This is a genomic window from Planomonospora alba, from assembly GCF_039534085.1.
In the GTDB taxonomy this organism is placed as follows: Bacteria; Actinomycetota; Actinomycetes; order Streptosporangiales; family Streptosporangiaceae; genus Planomonospora_B; species Planomonospora_B alba.
In genome coordinates, this window is record NZ_BAAAUT010000036.1 from 65,301 (window position 1) to 80,578 (window position 15,278).

The following is a 15,278-nucleotide window of genomic DNA, read 5'->3' on the forward strand; positions in this document are numbered from 1 at the left end:
GGTCAGGACGGCCCACCGGTCAGGACGGCCCACCGGTCAGGACGGCCCACCGGGACCCGGTCCGGGGGCCGGGGGCGGCGGGAGCTCCGGCCCCGGCGGCGAGGCGGCCGGGCAGCGCGGACGCCAGCCGCGCGGTATGCGGAAGAACTCCAGGCGCAGGGACGCCTCCTCGGGCAGCGCGACCACCCGGGAGACTCCCCCCACCGTCCAGCAGACGGGCAGGAGGAAGTACCTGCCGTTCGCGCGCAGCAGCAGCCGCAGGCCGTCGTAGCGGTAGCGGTAGCGCGCCTTGCCGCCCGCCGCGCCGCCCCCGAGGTCCCGCTCCACCACGCCCGGCCCCTCGATGTGCAGCCGTTCGGGCGAGTACACCACCGCCCACGGCATCCGCCGGACGTCGGCCAGCAGGTCGCGGGCGATGTCGGCGCCGCGGAGCTGCGTGTAGACGGCCGTGGACCATAGCAGCGTCAGGATCAGCAGCCCCGCGAAGGACACCCGCCCCACCAGCCGCAGCGCCGGCGACTCCCCCATCGGCCAGAACCGCCGGTGCACCAGCACGGTGCGCAGGTGCACGGCGTAGCCCAGCAGCATCACCCCGAGCCCGAGGCTCATCGGGACGACGGGCAGCGCGGAGCGGATGACCCCCGTGCTGCCGACGATCGCGACGAGGCAGAGCACGAACCCCGCCGCGGCCACACCGGCCACGATCCAGCGCGCCGGCCCTCGGTGGCGGAGGAGCAGCCGGATGAGCAGCACGTGGAGGGGGACGAGGACCACGACGGCGAACAGCAGCCAGGCCAGCGGCTCCATCGTCGCGCTGACGCTGCGGAACATGTAGTCCTGCGGGGACAGGGCCAGCACGCTCTGGTCGATGCCGAAGGCCCGGTAGACGATGGCCGACTGCGCCCAGCCGAAGTAGACCATGAGCCCGGTGACGAGCGTGGTCGGCGCCACGATGTTGGTGAGGACGCGCCACAACCGGGTGGCGTCCGAGACGGCGCGCTCGGCCCCCCGGCCGGCCTCCTCCTGCGCGGCCTCCTCCCCGGCCGCCGGCTCCTCGCCCGGCCGGCCGTCCTCCCCGGCCGTCTCCCCGGCCGCCTCCTCGGCCGGCCGACCGGCCTCCCCCGGGTGCGTCTCCTTCTCCGGCCGGCCGGCCCGCTCCTCACCCTCGGGACCGTTCCCCATCGGGGCCCTCCTCCCGGCCGGACCCGCCCTCCCCGTCCTGCGGCGGGGCCCCCGGCCCGTCCCCGGGCTCCTCCGTCGTCCCGGGATCCGTCGTCTCCGGCTCGGCGGTCTCCGGCTCCATCGTCTCGGGCTCCTCCGCTGGGGTGTCCTCCGGGGTCTCCGCCGGCTCCGGCCCGGTCCCGGTCTCGGTGGGCTCCTCCGGGGTGCCCGGCTCCGTCGTCTCGGGCTCCGCGGTCTCCGGTTCCCCGGTGGGGGTGTCCTGCGGACTCGGCGAGACCGTCGAGGTCTCCGGGGAGTCCTGCGGCACGGGCACCTCGCACTGCAGCCGCGAGCCCGGTGGCCTGGCTGCCTCGCACTCCCCGATGTAGGCGTCGGCGGCGGCCGGATCCAGCCGGACGAGCCGGGTGAGGGCCTGGCGCGCCCGCGCCTCGTCCCCCACCGCGACGTACCCCCTCACCTGGGCGCGGAGCGTCATCTCCAGCAGCGCGTCGTGCACGGAGCCGGGGAAGTACTCGCGCAGCTCCTCCGCCGTGCGCAGGTCCGCCAGCCCTTCCCGGTACCGTTCGAGGTTGACCTTCGCCGTCCCACCGCAGGCCCGGCAGACGGCCAGGGTGACCTGCGAGGTCATCGAGGCGCGCTTGTCCATCGACGCGGCCAGGGGCGCGTTCTCGCCGGCGCGCAGCCGGCGGTCGCACTCCTTCAGCGCTCCGGCCGCGACCGCGGGGATGTCCTCGCCGCCCCGGGTCGGCACCAGGCTGTCGTCGGGTGTCACGTCGGGTATCGGCCCCGCCTCGCCGTCCCCTCCACCGCCTTCTCCGCCGCACGCCGCACCCGCCAGCACCAGCGCGGCCAGCGCGGCAGCGGCGGCACGCCTCTTCGTCCTCCCCATGGACACCCCCCGGAACCGTCCCCGATGTCCGGATAGTTACCCGGTGGAACCGTCCGGATACGCCGGGGCGTCAGGAGCCGCGGGGCCGCCAGTCCCCCCGGTCGACGTTCAGCGTCTCCGGGGTGTGCAGGCGGACCATCGTGCGGGCCACCCCCTTGGGGACGCGGCCGGGGGTGAGCAGCGAGACGACCGCCATGACGAGGAAGGCGATCGGGACGGTCCAGGCGGCCGGCTGTGCCAGCAGGGCCCCGGCCCAGCCGCCGATGGGGCCGGCGACGATCGTGGCGAGCACCGCCGCGCTGGCCAGTCCCCCGCCGGCCAGCAGACCCGCCAGCGCGCCGGCGTCGGTGAACCTCCGCCACCAGATGCCGAGCACCAGCAGCGGGCAGAACGACGAGGCGGCGACCGCGAAGGCCAGGCCCACCACGTCGGCCACCGGGAGCGAGCGCGTCGCGGTGGCCAGCGCCAGCGGGACGAGCACCGCGAGCACGGTCGCCACCCGGAACGAGCGCACGCCGCCGCGCAGGATGTCCTGCCCGATCACTCCGGCCACCGAGACCGTCAGCCCGGAGGAGGTGGACAGGAACGCGGCGAACGCCCCGGCCGTCACCAGCGCCGACAGCAGGTCGCCGGCCGTCCCCCCGACCAGCCGTCCCGGCAGGGTCAGCACCACCGCGTCGGTCCGGCCGGTCATCAGCAGTTCGGGGGCGTAGATCCGGCCGAGCGCGCCGTAGATCGCCGGCAGCAGGTAGAAGGCGCCGAGCAGCGAGAGCACCACCAGCGTGGTACGGCGGGCCGCCCGGCCGTCCGGGTTGGTGTAGAAGCGGACCAGCACGTGGGGCAGGCCCATGGTGCCGAGGAAGGTGGCCAGGATCAGCGAGTAGGTGGAGTACAGCGGATGGTCCCTGCTCTCCAGCGGCAGCGCCCACTGCCGGTCGGTGAGCGCGGGCAGGTTCTCGGCGTGCGGTACGGCGGCGCCCGCCGGGAAGACGATGACCGCGCCGTGGGCGACGGCGTGCCGCCCGGGGGCCAGCGTGAGCGGCGTCTGCGTGTGGGAGCGGCCGTCCAGGCGCCCGGTGACCGTCACCGCGACGGGCGCGTCCACCCGCACGGTGACGTCCGTGGCGACGGTGACCGTGGTCCTCTCGGCGAAGACGGGGGGCCTGTCCCCGTCCGGGGACGGGGCGCCGTCGGCCCGCCAGGCCAGCAGCAGGAACACCACGGGCAGGGCGAGCGCGGTGAGCTTGAGCCAGTACTGGAAGGCCTGCACGAACGTGATGGAGCGCATGCCGCCCGACAGCACGTTGACCGCGACGACGACCGCCACCAGCAGGCCTCCGGCCCAGGCGGGCGCCCCGGTGATCGTGCGCAGCACCAGCCCGGCGCTCTGGAACTGCGGCATGAGGTACAGCCAGCCGATCAGCACCACGAGCACGCTGGCGCAGCGGCGCACGGTCATCGACTCCAGGCGGGCCTCGGCGAAGTCCGGCAGCGTGTAGGCGCCCGAGCGGCGCAGCGGCGCGGAGACCAGGACGAGCAGCACCAGGTAGCCGCCCGTCCAGCCGACCGGGAGCCAGAGCATGTCGGCGCCGTAGGCCAGGATCAGCCCGGCGATGCCGAGGAAGGAGGCGGCCGACAGGTACTCCCCGCCGATCGCGGAGGCGTTCCAGAGCGGCGAGACCGTGCGCGAGGCCACGTAGAAGTCGGAGGTCGTGCGCGACAGCCGCAGGCCGAACGCTCCGATGAGGACGGCGGCCAGCACCACGACCACGACGGCCGCGAGCCCGTAGGCGGTGTTCACGCCGGGCCTTTGGTCCGGGCGGCGGCCCCGCCCCCGCCCCGTGCCTGACCCCGGGTGCCGCGCCGGGTCCCGGGGCGGGCCCGGGTCCCGGCCCCGGAGTCCCCGGTCAATGCCGCTCCATCAGGTCGGCGAAGTGGCGTTCGTTGCGCTCGGCCTGCCGTACGTAGAACCAGGCCCCGCCGACGAGGGCGGGGTAGACCAGTCCGGCGAGCACCGCCCACGGGAGCGGGACGCCCAGCAGGTGCAGCTCGCGCAGTTCGGGCACGAGCAGGAACAGCAGCGGCATGCTCCCCACCACGCAGGCGAGCACGGTGCACACGAACAACGCGAGCCGGAACTGGGTGCGCACCAAGGAGCGCATGTAGACCTCGCCCAGCCGGGTCTGCTCGTCGATCTCGCGGGTGGCGGGATACCGGGAGCGGCGCGCCGCCCGCGTCCTGGGGCTGGTCACGACCTCCCGGCGGGGGCGTTCGGCCGGCCGGACCAGCCGGTCGCCCACCCGCAGCGCCCGCTCGACGCGGCGCCGCTGGCCCGGGGCCCGCTCGGCGCCCCTGTCGCCCGCGGCCCGCCCGGCGGCCCCGCCGGAGGCGGTCGCGGCGTCCGCGCCGCCCGCGTCCTGCGGGCTCCCGCCCGGGTCCTCCCCCGCGTCCGGGCCGGCCGCGCCGCCGTCCCGTCCGGCGGTCACTCGGACCTGCCCTTGCGGGCCCGCCGCACCAGCAGGTCGCGCAGCTCGCGGGTGTGGCGGCGGCTGACCGGGATCTCGGTGCCGCCGACGCGGACCACGCAGCGGCCGGAGTCGATGTGCAGCTCGTCGATGTGCTTGACCGCGACCAGGTGGCTGCGGTGCACCCGGACGAAGCCCGCCGAGGCCCAGCGCTCCTCCAGCGTCGCCAGCGAGATGCGGACCAGGTGGCTGCCCCCGGCGGTGTGCAGGCGGGCGTAGTCGCCCTGCGCCTCGACGTAGCGGACGTCGGTGCTGGAGACGAACCGGGTCACGCCGCCGAGCTCGACGGGGATCGTCTGCGGGTCGGCACGGCCGGCGCCGTCGGCGTCGGGGATCTCGGCCGAGACGCACACCCGCCGGATGGCCTCGGCGAGCCGTTCCGGCCGGACCGGTTTGAGCAGGTAGTCCTCGGCCTTGATCTCGAAGGCGTCCACGGCGTGCTCCTCGTAGGCGGTCACGAAGACCACCCGGGGCGGGTTCGCGAACTGCGACAGCAGCCTACCGAGCACCACCCCGTCCAGTCCGCGCATCCGGATGTCGAGGAAGACCGCGTCGATCGGCCGCCCGTCGGCGATGGCGCGGTCCAGCGCGCGCAGCGCCGCGGCCCCGTCCCGGGCGAGGGCCACCTCCTCGATGCGGGGGTCGTCCCGCAGCAGGTAGGCCAGGTCCTCCAGGGCGGGAAGCTCGTCGTCCACCGCCAGGACGCGCAGGCCGCTCACTCTCGTTCCTCCGGATCGTTCACCACGGAATCCCCTAAAGGGTGATGATTCAGACATCACATGTCAACAGATTCCGGCCGGTCCAGCGCGCGCAGCAGGGCCCGGTGCCGGTACAGGGTCACCGAGAGCGGCACCATGAGCACCACCAGCGCGCCGCCGCAGGCCACCGCGACGGTCTGCAGGCCGTACAGGCGGGCCAGCAGGCCGCCAGCCAGCGCGCCGAGCGGCATCAGGCCCCACAGCAGCGTGCGGATCACCCCGAGCACGCGGCCGAACAGGTGCGGCGGGACCAGGGCCTGGCGCACCGACATGACCAGCACGTTCCACACCAGCAGCGACCCGCCGCCCAGCAGCATCGAGGCCGCCAGCGCCGCCGGGGACGGCAGGACGCCGATGAGCACGAAGCAGAGCCCGGGGAGCGTCAGCGCGACGGCCATCACCGCGGCCCGCGACCAGCGCCGCACCAGCGCCGGCACGACCAGCCCGCCCACCACGCCGCCGACCCCGGAGGCCAGCATGAACCAGCCGTACGCGGCGGCGGGCAGCTTCAGCACGTCCGTCACGTACAGCACCATCACCGCCGTCACCGCGGTGAACGCCGCCCCGGACAGGCCCGCCACGATGGTGAGCCCGCGGATCAGCCGGTGGTTCCAGAACCAGCGCACCCCCTCGGCCATCTCCGCGCGCAGGTTCGCGGGGCGCTCCCCCTGCGGCTCGGCCCGGTAGCGGCCGGGCAGCAGGAGCAGCAGCACCCCGGCCAGCAGGAAGCCCAGCGAGTTCGCCAGGAACGGCAGCGCGGCGGCGGCGACGAACAGCGCGCTGGCCAGCGGGGCGCCGAGGAAGTTCTCGACGACGGTCGAGGCCGCCTCCATCCTGCCGTTCGCCTTCTCCAGCTGGTCGCGCCGGACCACCGCGGGCGTCATGGAGTGGGCGGCGTTGTCGTAGAGCGTCTCGACGGCGCCGAGCACGAAGGCCGCCGCGTAGAGCATCCACAGCGCCGCCTGCCCGGCCACCACCGCCACCGTGAGCAGGCCGACGACCGCGGCCCGCACGAGCTGCGCGGCGATCATCGCCCGGCGCCGGTCGAACCGGTCCACCAGCGCGCCGCTGAGGATCGCGAACAGCAGCCACGGCAGGATGGTCAGCGACGACACCGCCGCGACGAGCACCGGGTCGCGGGTGAGGGTCACCGCCAGCAGGGGGAAGGCGACCCGGCCCACGCCGTCGGCGAGGTTGGAGACGGTGCTGGAGGAGAACAGCGTCCAGAACCGCCGCCCCAGCCCGTCCGGGGCCGGCCTCTCCCGCCCCGGCCTGGCGACCGGCCCTTCCCGCTCCGGGCCGGGGATGCCGGTACGGCTGGCGTTCATCGCACCTCCGGGGTGGGGGACTGTCCCGCGCAGAGCATGCGGGACGGCGGAAGCGGGGTCAACGGGCCGAGACCCCGGGGCGGTACTTGGGCAGGCGCACGCTCACCTTGGTCCCCGCGCCCCGGCCGGTCTCCACCACCAGGCCGTACTCGTCGCCGTAGACCTGGCGGAGCCGCTCGTCGACGTTGGCCAGGCCCACTCCCCCGGTCCCCGACCGCTCGTCGGCGCGGCCGGCCAGGATGCGGCGCACCCGCTCGGGGTCCATGCCGACCCCGTCGTCCTCGACGCTGATCCGGCACTCGGCCCCCGCGTCCTCGGCGACGATCGAGATGCGGCCCACGCCGGGCTTGCTCTCCAGGCCGTGCCGTACGGCGTTCTCCACCAGCGGCTGCAGGCACAGGAACGGCACCGCCACCGGCAGCACCTCCGGCGCGATCCGGAGCGTGACCTCCAACTGGTCGCCGAAGCGGGCCCGCTCCAGGGTCAGGTAGCGGTCGATGGAGCGCAGCTCCTCGGCGAGCGTGGTGAACTCCCCGTGCCGCCGGAAGGAGTAGCGGGTGAAGTCCGCGAACTCCAGCAGCAGCTCCCGGGAGCGGTCCGGATCGGAGCGGACGAAGCTCGCGATCGTGGTCAGCGAGTTGTAGATGAAGTGCGGGGAGATCTGCGCGCGCAGCGCCCGGACCTCCGCCTCCATCAGCCGGGTCCGGGAGCGGTCGAGCTCGGCCAGCTCCAGCTGCGAGTCGACCCAGTTGGCGACCTCGTGGGCGGCCCGGACCAGCCCCGCCGAGGCGTGCCCGCCGTAGGCCGCCAGCGAGCCGACCACCCGGCCGTCGGTGGTCAGCGGCACCACGACCGCGAAGCGGATCGGGCACTCCGGGAGGTCGCACGCGACGATCTCCGGGCCGAGGACCTGGGTGCGGCCGTCGGCCAGGGTCTTGCCGGCGTGCTCGAACGCCTGCTGGGCGTGGTGGTCGCCCGCGCCGTCGTAGACCAGGAGCCGCTCCTCGTCGGTGATCGCCAGCGCCGGGGAGCCGAGCAGCGCGCGCAGGTGCCGGGAGGCCTTCTGCGCGCCGGCCTCGGTCAGGCCGGCGCGCAGCGGCGGGGCGGCGAGGGAGGCGGTGTGCAGGGTCTCGAACGTGGCCCGCTCCGCCGGGCTGCTGCCCAGCTCCCGCCGCCCGCGCAGCACCCGCCAGAGCACCAGGGCCGGGACGCCGACCAGGGCGATGACCAGCAGGACGGCGACGACGGGTTCCACGCCCCGGACCCTATCCGCACCCGCCCGCCCCGGGCGACCCCCGCCGGGGATCCGCCCGCCGCGGCCCCGCGTCCGGACGGGGCCGCGGCGTCCGGTCAGACCCCCGCGGGGACCTTCTCCGCGTCGCGGTCGAGGTGCGCGCGCAGGCCCTCGCCCTCGATGTCCACGTTGGGCAGGGCGCGGTCCAGCCACCGGGGCAGCCACCAGGCGCGCTCGCCGAGCAGGGACATGACGGCCGGCACGATCGTCATCCGGACCACGAAGGCGTCGATGGCGACGCCGAGGGCCAGGGCGAAGCCCATCGACTTGATGATCGCGTCGTCCATGAGCACGAAGCCGCCGAAGACGGAGATCATGATGAGCGCGGCGGCGGTGACGACGCGGCCGCCGTGGCCCATGCCGTTGACGGTGGCCTGCCGGGCGGTGTCGCCGTGCACGAAGTCCTCCCGCATCCGGGAGACCAGGAAGACCTGGTAGTCCATGGCGAGGCCGAACAGGATGCCGATGAGCAGGATCGGCAGGAAGCTGACCAGCGGGCCGGGCGTGTCCAGGCCGACCAGGTCGGCCAGGTGCCCCTCCTGGAAGACCGCGACGGTGATGCCGAAGGTGGCGCCGACGGTGAGCAGGAAGCCGAGGGCCGCCTTGACCGGGACGAGCACCGAGCGGAAGACCAGCATCAGCAGCAGGACGGACAGGCCCACGACGAGCAGCAGGTAGACGGGCAGGGCGTCCGAGAGCTTCTCGGAGATGTCGATGCCGACCGCGGTGACGCCGGTCAGGGCGACCTTCGCACCGGAGACGCCGGCGACCCGCTCGCGGATCTCGTGGACCATCGTCTCGGTGGCCTCGTCGGTCGGGCCGGTCTTGGGGATCACGCTCAGCAGCGCGGTGGTGCCCTCGGCGTTGAAGCCCTGCGGGGCGACGGCGAGGACTCCGGGCGTGCCCTGGATCAGGGTGGCGGCCTGCGCCACGGCCTGCTGCGCGGCCGGCGCGGAGTCGGCCGTGACGACGGCGACCAGGCGGCCGTTGAAGCCGGGGCCGAAGCCCTCGGCGGTGAGGTCGTAGGCCTGGCGCGCGGAGGAGCCGGCCGGCGCGGTTCCGGCGTCGGGCAGCGCCAGGCGCATGTCCGCCGCGGGGATGGCAAGCGCGCCCAGGGCGACCACGCCGGCGAGGATGAACGGGAGCCGGTGGTGGGTGACGAAGTACCCCCAGCGGAAGCCGAACGGGGGCCGCCCGCCGTTCTCTCCGCCGGTCTCCGCACCGCTCTTCGCACCGGCCTCCGGCGCGGCGGCGCGGTGCCTGCGGGGCAGGATGCGGCGGCCGGCGAAGCCGAGCAGGGCGGGCTGGAGCGTGATCGCCACGGCGACGGCGACGGCGACGGTGCCCGCGGCGGCCAGGCCCATGACGGTCAGGAACGGGATGCCGACCACCGCCAGGCCCGCCAGCGCGATGACCACGGTGGCGCCGGCGAAGACGACGGCCGATCCGGCGGTGCCGACGGCGCGCGCGGCGGCCTCCTCGGGCTCCAGCCCGTCGAGGAGGTTCTGCCGGTGCCGGGAGGTGATGAACAGCGAGTAGTCGATGCCGACGGCCAGGCCGAGCATGAGGGCGAGGACGGGGGCGGTGCTGGTCAGCTCGACGGTGCCGCTGAGGGCGTACAGGCCGGCCATGCCGGCGCCGACGCCGATGAGCGCGTTGAGCAGGGTCATGCCGGCCGCGACCAGCGACCCGAAGGTGATGACGAGGACGATCGCCGCGACCGCGACGCCGAGGGCCTCGGTGGAGCCGATCTCCGGCTCGGCGGACGTCACCTCGCCGCCCGCCGCCACCCGCAGGCCGGTGCCCTCCGCGGCCGCGCCCACCTTCGCGTAGGCCTCGCGCTGGGCGTCGGTCACCTCGTCGCCGCGGGCGCTGAACTGCACCTGGATGAGGGCGTGGCGGCCGTCCGGGGAGACCGCCTTGGTCTGGAACGGGTCGAGGGCGGCCAGCACGCCGGGCAGGGCCGCGGCCTCCTTCACCAGCGCCTGGACGGTCGCGGCGTCCTGCCCGGAGGTCAGCTGCCGCCCCTCGGGGGCCGCGACGACGATGGTGCCGGTCGCCCCGGAGGCCTGGGGGAACTGCTCGGCCAGGGTGTCGAGCGCGCGCTGCGACTCGGTGCCGGGCATCGTGAAGTTGCTCGCCGTGGGGCCCATGAGGGCGACGGCGGCGCCGCCGAGGGCGGCCAGCAGGGCCAGCCACAGGGCGAGGACCATCCGCCGGTGGCGGAACGAGGCTCGGCCGAGCCGGTACAACAGGGTCGCCATGAGAAATCCTTGCCGGGAATGTCGGGAAGAGTCGGTGGAAAGAGGCGGGTGGCGCGGGAGGGCGCGTCAGGAGCCGGGGACGTCCAGGGCGCGGGCCGCGCTCCGGACCAGGACCTCGCGCAGCTCGCCGGCGTCGACGTCGGGCTGCTCCATGCAGGCGACCGGCACGCCGCCGAGCACCAGCAGCGCGGCGGCGCACGCCTGCGGGGTGCGGGAGCGCCCGGTCAGCGCCTCCCGGAGCCGCTCGGTCAGCTCGTGCACGCCGGCGAAGGCCGGGCGCTGGAGCAGCTCCGGGATGTCGCCGTACAGGACGGTGACCTCCCGGCGGAAGCGGAGCACGAGGTCGACGTACCCCTCGACGGCCGCGGGCCGTACGGCCTCGTCGTCGAGGGCGGCCAGCCGGGCGTCGAGCGCGCGGAACGCCTCGACCGCGGGGGCCAGCAGCTCGGCCAGGATCGCGTCCTTGCCGTCGAAGTGGTACAGCAGCGCGGCCTTGGAGCAGCCGACCGCGCCGGCGATGTCCTGCAACGACGTGCCCTTGAAGCCCGCGGCGGCGAACAGCCTGGACGCCGCGGCCAGGATCTCCTCACGGGTGCTCGGACGAGCGCTGCGCGACACGGAACCACCTCCCCTCCCCAGGATGCCTGTCCGATCGGTCAGGGTCTGACCGATCGGACAGGTTTCGGAGGTGGCTTATCTCACATTTCCGGAGATTCCTCCCGGCCGGCTCACCAGCCGATCCGGGCCGCGCCCGAGACGAGGGCCCGGGCGATGACCATCCGCTGCACGTCGTTGGTGCCCTCGCCGATGGCCATGAGGGGCGCGTCGCGGTAGAGGCGCTCCACCACGAACTCCTGGGAGTAGCCGTAGCCGCCGTGGATCCGCATCGCCTCCATCGTGGTGCGCAGCGCCGTCTCCGAGGCGAGGTACTTGGCCATCGCGGCCTCGGCGTTGACCGCGCCCGCCTCCGAGCGGACCGCCGCCCAGTAGGTCAGCAGCCGGGCCGCCTGGATCTCGGTGGCCATGTCGGCGAGCTTGAGCTGGATCGCCTGGAAGTCGGAGATGGGCCGGCCGAAGGCCTGCCGCCGGCGGGAGTACTCCAGCGCGGCGTCGTAGGCGCACTGGGAGACGCCGACCGCGCGGGCGGCGATGTTGATCCGGCCGAGCTCCAGCGCCGACAGGGCCTGCTGCATGCCCCGGCCCTCCACCCCTCCGAGCAGCGCCGAGACCGGCACGCGCACGTCCTCCAGGACGACCTCGCAGGTCTCGGTGCCCTTGTAGCCGAGCTTGGGCAGGTCGCGGCCGACGGAGTAGCCGGGGGTGCCCGCCTCGACGAGGACGAGCGACATCCCCCGGTGCGCGGGCTCGGTGACCGAGGTCTTGACCAGGACGGGCATCGGGTCGGCGTGCCGGGCGTTGGTGATCCACGTCTTGGTGCCGTTGATGACGTAGTGGTCGCCGTCGCGCACCGCGCGGGTGGCGATGCCCTGCAGGTCCGTGCCCGCGCCCGGCTCGGTCAGCGCGATCCCGGTACGGCGGGCGCCGGTGGCCAGGTCCGGCAGGTAGGCCTTCTTCTGCTCCTCGGTGCCGTACTTCGCGATCATCCACGCCGACAGCGAGTGCGAGCCGAGCACCCCGGCCACGCCCATCCACCCGCGGGCGATCTCCTCGAAGACCAGGGCGAAGGAGACCCGGTCCAGCGCGAGCCCGCCGTACTCCTCGGGGACCGTGATGCCGAACAGCCCCAGCTCCTTGAACCGCTCGACGATCTCGGCCGGGTAGCGGCCGGTCCGCTCCCACTCCGGGGCGACCGGGACGATCTCCGCCTCGACGAACTCCCGCAGGGTCCGCCGGAACAGCCGCTGCTCGTCGTTCAGCTCGAAGTCCACTCCATGCGTCCTTTCAGCCGTGCGGAAGGGGGCGGGCGCCGTCCGGGGCGGGCGCCGTCCGCTAGAGCGTCATGGGGCCGTTCCTGGCCTGCGGGAAGAAGCCCTTGTCGTGGGGGGCGTCGCGCTTGTAGACCATGACGCTCCGCCGCCAGGACAGGACCTCGTCGCCGTCCTGGTTGAGGCCGCGGGTACGGCAGGTGACGATCCCGGCGTACGGCCGCGACCTGGACTCGCGCGTCTCGGTCACGATCGACTCGGCGTACAGCGTGTCGCCGACGAACACCGGATGCGTCAGCCGGATCTCCTCCCAGCCGAGGTTCATCGACGCGTTCTGGCTGACGTCGATGACCGACAGGCCGAGCACGATCGCCACGGTCAGCCCCGAGTTGACGATGATCCGCCCGACCGGGGCGCCCGCGGCGAAGTGGGCGTTGAAGTGGTTCTGGTTCGTGTTCACGGTCAGGAGCGTGAACCACGTGTTGTCGGCCTCGCTGATCGTGCGGCCGAGCGGGTGCCGGTAGACGTCGCCGACGGTGAAGTCCTCGTAGTACCGGCCGAGGCCGGGTCCGTGCACGGTCACGCCTTCTCCCTGCTCCCCCGCTCCTCGCTCCCCGGCGGCCGACCGCGGGGCTCCCGACGCTAGCGGCAGGGTCGTTGCGCGGTCAATGGTCCCGTCCGCCCGCCGCCCTCCCCCGCCGTGCCCGTCCGGGCCGGCCGTACGGCCCGCGGCGCGGCGGTCACCGGGTTTCCCCGAAGCAGGTCAGGACAGGGGGTGCCGGATGCATCCGGCGGGAGAGAACCATCCGGGGAACGGGTCGCGGCAGGCGCGCCCGCGGGCGGAGAGGAGAGCACGGTGACCGGTGAGCAGGCCGTGACCCCGGGCCGTACGGCGGTCCCGGCCCGGTCCCGCGCCGCGCGCGCGGGGTGGCACCGGGCCGGGACCGCGCTCCTGTCCGCCATGGTGGCGGCGCAGGTGGCGACCGGACTGCAACCGCGCCCGATCCTGCTCACCGGCGTGGTCGTGCTCCTGCTCGCGGCCGGCGCGCTCGCCTTCGCCGCGGCGGTCCACACCCTCCCCAGGGCCGCCGCGGCGTTCGGCGCCGCGGCCGCCGCCGGGTACGCCGCGGAGTGGATCGGGCTCAGGACGGGCCTGCCGTTCGGCGGCTACCACTACACCGGCGTGCTCCAGCCGCAGCTCGGCGGGGTGCCGGTGGCCGTGGCGCTGGCCTGGGGCGGCATGGGCCTGGCCGCCCACGCGGCGGCCTCCGCCGCGCTGCCGGGCGGCCGGGCCGGCCGCGTGGCGCTGGGCGCGGCGGCGCTCACCGCGTGGGACCTGTTCCTCGATCCGCAGATGATCCGGCTGGGCCTGTGGGCCTGGCACGACCCCGGCCCCTACCGGGGCGTCCCGCTCACCAACTTCGCCGGCTGGCTGCTGGTGTCGCTGCTGGTGATGGCGGTGATCGAGCGGGCAGTGGCCGAGCCCGCGGCGCGGAGCACCGGACTGCTGGCGATCTACACCGTGATGGCGGCCATGGAGACGATCGGGTTCGCGGCGGTCTTCCACCCGCCCGACCCGCTGGTCGCCGCCGCCGGAGGGAGCTGCATGGGAGTGTTCGTCCTGCTCGCCTGGGGGCGGCGATGGCGGAGGTGATCGTGGCGGGCGGCGGCGTCGGCGGCATGGTGGCCGCGCTGCTGCTGGCCCGCGCGGGGCACCGCGTCCGCGTCTGCGAGCGGCTGCCCCGGCTGGGCGGCAAGCTCGCCGAGCACCGGCGCGACGGCTTCGCCTTCTCCCTCGGCCCGTCCCTGCTGACGCTGCCGGAGCTGTTCACCGGCCTGGGCCTGGAGCTGGAGCTGGTCGAGCCGCGCGAGCTGTGCCGCTACCGCTTCGCCGACGGCTCGGTGCTGACCGCGCACCGCGACCCGGAGCGCATGGCCGCGGCCGTGGAACGCCTCGCCCCGGGGCAGGGGCACCGGTGGCGGGCCTTCCACGCCTGGGCCCGCGAGTGCCTGGCCGCGTCGCGGCGCACCTTCTTCGCCGGGCCCGCGCTCTCCCGGCCGCGCTCCGGCGCCCGCCCCCGCGACCTGCTGGCGGTCGCGCCCGGCCGGACCCTGGACGGGCTGGCCCGCCGCTTCTTCACCGACCCGCGGCTGCGCCAGTACGCCGGCCGCTACGCCACCTACGCCGGATCCAGCCCCTACCGGGCGCCCGCGGCGCTGGGCAGCGCGGTCGCGCTCGAACACGGCGGGGGCGGCTGGTACGTGGCGGGCGGGCTGCCCCGCCTCGCCGACGCGCTGGCCGCGGCGCTGGAGAAGGCCGGCGTGGAGGTCGCCCTGGAGACCGAGGTCGCCGAGGTGCTCGCCGACCGCGAGCGCGTGCTGGGGGTGCGGCTGGCCTGCGGCGAGCGCGTGCGCGCCGACGCGGTGGTCGCCAACACCGACGCGGCGGCGCTGTACGGGCGGCTGCTGCCGGACCGGCGGCGGCTGCGCCGGATCGCCTCGCTGGGCCTGTCGTCCTCGGCCTTCCTGCTGCTGGCCGGGGTGGAGGGGCGCACCGAGGGCCTGGCGCACCACTCGGTGCTCTTCTCCGCCGACTACCGGCGGGAGTTCGCCGACATCTTCGACCGGCGGCGTCCGCCGGAGGACCCGACCCTCTACGTCGGCTGCCCGGCCGTCGACGACCCGTCGCAGGCGCCGGACGGCTGCGAGAGCTGGACGGTGCTGGTCAACGTCCCGGCCCGCGACCCCTCCCGGTGGCCGATGCCCCCGCACGCCTACCGGGACCTGGTGCTGGAGCGGCTGGCGGAGCGGGGGCTCGACCTGTCGGGCCGGCTCCGCTTCGCCGACCTGTTCACCCCCGCCGACCTGCGCGACCGCTACGGCGCCTGGGGCGGGGCGATCTACGGCGGCGCGCACGGCGGTCCGCTGGCCCCGCTGCGCCGCCCCGGCAACCGGGGGCCGCGCCGCGGCCTGTACCTGGTGGGCGGCTCGGCGCATCCGGGGGGCGGCCTGCCGCTGGTGGCGATGGGCGGCCGCATCGTGGCGGCGCTGGTGGCCGAGGACTTCCCCCGGTGAGCCCGCGCGCCGCGGCGCGGGCCGCGCTGACCGGGCTGCAGGCCGCCGCCGCGGTCGCCGCCGCCGAGCGGCTGGCC

13 protein-coding genes are annotated in these 15,278 nt (G+C 75.2%); 2 read left to right on the top strand and 11 right to left on the bottom strand.

What is annotated here, in order from left to right; all coding sequences use genetic code 11:
• Nucleotides 1-36: 36 nt before the first annotated feature.
• The 11 genes from ABD823_RS21760 to ABD823_RS21810 form a co-directional block, all read right to left on the bottom strand.
• Nucleotides 37-1,182, bottom strand: coding sequence for a hypothetical protein (locus ABD823_RS21760; RefSeq protein ID WP_344862465.1), 1,146 nt, complete (start codon nucleotides 1,180-1,182; stop codon nucleotides 37-39).
• Nucleotides 1,160-2,071, bottom strand: coding sequence for a hypothetical protein (locus ABD823_RS21765; RefSeq protein WP_344862467.1), 912 nt, complete (start codon nucleotides 2,069-2,071; stop codon nucleotides 1,160-1,162). The genes ABD823_RS21760 and ABD823_RS21765 overlap by 23 nt, the downstream gene beginning before the upstream one ends.
• A gap of 70 nt (nucleotides 2,072-2,141) precedes the next feature.
• Nucleotides 2,142-3,872, bottom strand: a complete 1,731-nt coding sequence (locus tag ABD823_RS21770; RefSeq protein ID WP_344862469.1) for a sodium/solute symporter — start codon at nucleotides 3,870-3,872, stop codon at nucleotides 2,142-2,144.
• A gap of 106 nt (nucleotides 3,873-3,978) precedes the next feature.
• A complete protein-coding gene (locus ABD823_RS21775) occupies nucleotides 3,979-4,557 on the bottom strand; it encodes a hypothetical protein (protein WP_344862471.1) in 579 nt (192 codons plus the stop codon).
• Complete coding sequence (locus ABD823_RS21780) at nucleotides 4,554-5,315, bottom strand: LytR/AlgR family response regulator transcription factor (protein WP_344862473.1); 762 nt, start codon at nucleotides 5,313-5,315, stop codon at nucleotides 4,554-4,556. Before ABD823_RS21780 ends, ABD823_RS21775 begins: the two co-directional genes overlap by 4 nt.
• Before the next feature lie 56 nt (nucleotides 5,316-5,371).
• The gene (locus tag ABD823_RS21785) at nucleotides 5,372-6,682 is read right to left on the bottom strand and encodes an MFS transporter (RefSeq protein WP_344862475.1); all 1,311 of its coding nucleotides are present in this window, start codon (nucleotides 6,680-6,682) and stop codon (nucleotides 5,372-5,374) included.
• Nucleotides 6,683-6,740: 58 nt separating this feature from the next.
• Complete coding sequence (locus ABD823_RS21790) at nucleotides 6,741-7,937, bottom strand: sensor histidine kinase (protein WP_344862477.1); 1,197 nt, start codon at nucleotides 7,935-7,937, stop codon at nucleotides 6,741-6,743.
• Nucleotides 7,938-8,032: 95 nt separating this feature from the next.
• The gene (locus ABD823_RS21795) at nucleotides 8,033-10,240 is read right to left on the bottom strand and encodes an MMPL family transporter (protein ID WP_344862479.1); all 2,208 of its coding nucleotides are present in this window, start codon (nucleotides 10,238-10,240) and stop codon (nucleotides 8,033-8,035) included.
• A gap of 66 nt (nucleotides 10,241-10,306) precedes the next feature.
• A complete protein-coding gene (locus tag ABD823_RS21800) occupies nucleotides 10,307-10,858 on the bottom strand; it encodes a TetR/AcrR family transcriptional regulator (protein WP_344862481.1) in 552 nt (183 codons plus the stop codon).
• 110 nt (nucleotides 10,859-10,968) lie between these two features.
• The gene (locus tag ABD823_RS21805; protein ID WP_344862483.1) at nucleotides 10,969-12,129 is read right to left on the bottom strand and encodes an acyl-CoA dehydrogenase family protein; all 1,161 of its coding nucleotides are present in this window, start codon (nucleotides 12,127-12,129) and stop codon (nucleotides 10,969-10,971) included.
• Nucleotides 12,130-12,190: 61 nt separating this feature from the next.
• Complete coding sequence (locus tag ABD823_RS21810) at nucleotides 12,191-12,709, bottom strand: MaoC family dehydratase (protein WP_344862485.1); 519 nt, start codon at nucleotides 12,707-12,709, stop codon at nucleotides 12,191-12,193.
• 273 nt (nucleotides 12,710-12,982) lie between these two features.
• Here ABD823_RS21810 and ABD823_RS21815 point away from each other — a divergent pair, with 273 nt between their 5' ends.
• On the top strand, nucleotides 12,983-13,780 hold the full coding sequence (locus tag ABD823_RS21815; RefSeq protein ID WP_344862487.1) for a carotenoid biosynthesis protein: 798 nt from the start codon (nucleotides 12,983-12,985) through the stop codon (nucleotides 13,778-13,780).
• On the top strand, nucleotides 13,768-15,201 hold the full coding sequence (locus tag ABD823_RS21820; RefSeq protein ID WP_344862489.1) for a phytoene desaturase family protein: 1,434 nt from the start codon (nucleotides 13,768-13,770) through the stop codon (nucleotides 15,199-15,201). The genes ABD823_RS21815 and ABD823_RS21820 overlap by 13 nt, the downstream gene beginning before the upstream one ends.
• The last annotated feature ends 77 nt before the right edge of the window (nucleotides 15,202-15,278 follow it).

What these genes read in the sequence shown, in the direction of transcription:
- ABD823_RS21820 (WP_344862489.1), top strand. Translation starts at nt 13,768, where the DNA reads ATGGCGGAGGTGATCGTGGCGGGCGGCGGCGTCGGCGGCATGGTGGCC.
- ABD823_RS21765 (WP_344862467.1), bottom strand. Translation starts at nt 2,071, where the DNA reads ATGGGGAGGACGAAGAGGCGTGCCGCCGCTGCCGCGCTGGCCGCGCTG.
- ABD823_RS21760 (WP_344862465.1), bottom strand. Translation starts at nt 1,182, where the DNA reads ATGGGGAACGGTCCCGAGGGTGAGGAGCGGGCCGGCCGGCCGGAGAAG.
- ABD823_RS21785 (WP_344862475.1), bottom strand. Translation starts at nt 6,682, where the DNA reads ATGAACGCCAGCCGTACCGGCATCCCCGGCCCGGAGCGGGAAGGGCCG.
- ABD823_RS21795 (WP_344862479.1), bottom strand. Translation starts at nt 10,240, where the DNA reads ATGGCGACCCTGTTGTACCGGCTCGGCCGAGCCTCGTTCCGCCACCGG.